The organism is Candidatus Culexarchaeum yellowstonense, assembly GCF_024707025.1.
GTDB lineage: Archaea > Thermoproteota > Methanomethylicia > Culexarchaeales > Culexarchaeaceae > Culexarchaeum.
Genome location: NZ_JANGFQ010000220.1, coordinates 1 through 2,656, shown reverse-complemented (window position 1 = coordinate 2,656; position 2,656 = coordinate 1). Strand labels below are relative to the sequence as shown.

The following is a 2,656-nucleotide window of genomic DNA, read 5'->3' as shown; positions in this document are numbered from 1 at the left end:
GATACAGCTACATTCACAGTTCCAGATTATCTTGGTGTTAGGGTGGATGTTCTTGATGTTAAACCTGAGGGTGTGTTTAGACGTGTTGATGGCAATATTTATCCAGTTTATCACGTTTCAATTTCCAATTATGGTTACATTGTTTCATCAGCATACAACTCTGCTTTCGGCGTTGTGAATGATATTCTCAATTCTGGTGGACATGTCTACAGAATCCTTTCACCTGTAACCGTTGATGGGAATACTTATCCATTGGGTTCATTCTACATTCCAAGTGATGTTAATTCAAGTTTATTGGAGCATCTCTCCAACAAGTATCACGTCCCCATAGTTCCATTGAAGTTTAAGCTTGATGTTGAGGTTCGCGAGGTTAGGAGGCTTAGGGTTGGAATTTATCAGCGTTATTATGGTGGGAATATGGATGAGGGGTGGACTAGGTGGATTCTTGAGCAACATGGATTCCCATATGAAGTGATTAAGGATAAGGATATAATTGATGGTAAGCTTCCGGAGAAGATCGACCTACTAATATTTGCTGATGATAGTCCAGCTTTAATTCTTGGTGAGAGTAAGGAGGCTATTGAGAAGGCTCTCTCAGAATTGTATAGGAGGCCTGTGGTCTTACCTCCAACACCACCAGAATATATGAGTGGGATTAAGAAGGAGGGTTTGGAGAAGGTTAAGGATTTCGTGAATAATGGTGGAACACTATTAACCTTCAATTCAAGTTGTGAACTGGCCATAGATGCCTTCAAATTGCCAATAAACATCCCATCAAAGAAGCTTGATCCAAAGGAGTTCTTCTGCCCCTCAACAATACTAAAGGTTAACGTTGACAATACACATCCACTCTGTTATGGAATGCCGAAATTGGCTTACGTCATGTATCACAATAGCATGATACTTGAATTGATTCCAGCATTCAATAATGAAGCATATCAAACACCAATGACATATCCAGAATCTGATATAATGCAGAGTGGTTGGCTGATAGGGGAGAAGTATCTAAGTAGGAAACCAGCCTTAATAGATGCGAAACAGGGGAAGGGTAGAATAGTATTATACGCATTTAGACCACAATTTAGAGGGCAAACCTTAGGGACGTTCAAAACCATATTCAACGCCATAATACAATAAATGTCGGTGATAATCACAATTCCCAACCATTTTTATACTTCTACCACTTCAATTATGGTTTATTTTCGAAAAAGATATGTTGTTGGGGTTATAGGTTTATATTGAAATGGGTTTAAGTGAGTTTAAGGGTGTTGATTTCAGCAAGTTTTCCGTTATTGTTAAGACTTTAAAGGATTATGAGGGTGTGGTAGCTGAGATTCTTAAGGAAAATTTTCCTGGGATAGATGTTTTGGCGAAACCACTAAACTTTTCAGGTCTCATATTGGTTGGGGGTAATGTGCCAGCTGAGGATTTGGCTAGGGAAATAAAATCGAAGATTCCAGAGGTGGAGAGGGTTCTTCCAGTGAAAATGTATGTGCCAGCTGAGATGAACTCCATAATTGAAGCTGCTAAGAAGATGGTGAGCGAATTGTCTGGTGCAGGGTCTTTTGCAGTTAATACTGTGAGGAGGGGGCGTCATGATTTCACAAGCATAGATGTTAACGTTAGAGTTGGTGCAGTTATAAAGGAGGGTGCCAATATACCAGTAAACCTAGATTTCCCAGATAAAGTTGTATTCGTGGAGATAGTTGGGCCACATGCATATATGGGTATAGTTGATGGAAGCGAATATCCAAAGAAGATTAAACCTGGAAAATTCCAAGTTAGAGGATACTTCAAAAAGGTTTCAGTCGTCCAAATGCCATACCTTGGAGATTTAAAAGCTTCCCATGAAATGGGAATAAGGATTGGAAGAGAAGTACAGACATTCGAAGTGGGCGAACTAATCATAGCACCAATAGGAGCCGTCAAAGCAAATGAACTAAATGCATTCATAAAAGGAATCTTCGAAGGAATAGAATCCAGATACCAAATCCAGACAAAAAGCTACCCACATAAACCCCACAAAACCCAAGTCTACATACAAAACCTATACGAACTTGTTAGAGAAAGAGCAAAAGAACCAATAATAGTCTTCGAACCGGAAGGAGAACCAATAAACAAAGTTTCAGAAAAACTCGCAAACCTGGTAATAGAAAATGAAAGAACAAACTTCCTCATAGGCTCAAGAGAAGGAATACCCCTAGGAGTATATCGATTCGCAAACTTAGTCATAGACCTATGCCCAGGAGTAACCATAGCAACAGACCTAGCTGCAGCCTCAGCTCTAACAGCACTAGCATTCGCAATACATCAAAAACTAAGCAGTCAAGCAGAAGGGGGAACGCAAAACCAAAACAACAATTAAACCCACAAAACACCAACCCCCAACAATTTAACAAAACTCAAACCATCAATTCACAAACAACACACACCAAAACCAGGTCCCGCAACAAAACACACCCCAAAACAAACAATCAAACTCGCCTTTTCACAATCAAGCCAAGCCCAACAACCACAATACAAACCCCTTCAAGGCGCCCCGCACCAAAATTTGTTTTTGGGGGTGTGGGCTCCGCGGCCGCCCCGCTCATTTGCGGGGCGCCCTCGTCGCAAAGCTTAATTCAAGGTATCTCTTCACTGCCTCCATGGGATGCCT

At 40.9% G+C, this 2,656-nt stretch carries 1 protein-coding gene and 1 pseudogene; both read left to right on the top strand.

Annotated elements, in window-relative coordinates; all coding sequences use genetic code 11:
• Positions 1-1,137: pseudogene (locus MRT15_RS11490) on the top strand (peptidase M14 family protein); the annotation flags it as partial.
• A gap of 106 nt (positions 1,138-1,243) precedes the next feature.
• The gene (locus tag MRT15_RS11485) at positions 1,244-2,365 is read left to right on the top strand and encodes an SPOUT family RNA methylase (RefSeq protein WP_304330372.1); all 1,122 of its coding nucleotides are present in this window, start codon (positions 1,244-1,246) and stop codon (positions 2,363-2,365) included.
• The last annotated feature ends 291 nt before the right edge of the window (positions 2,366-2,656 follow it).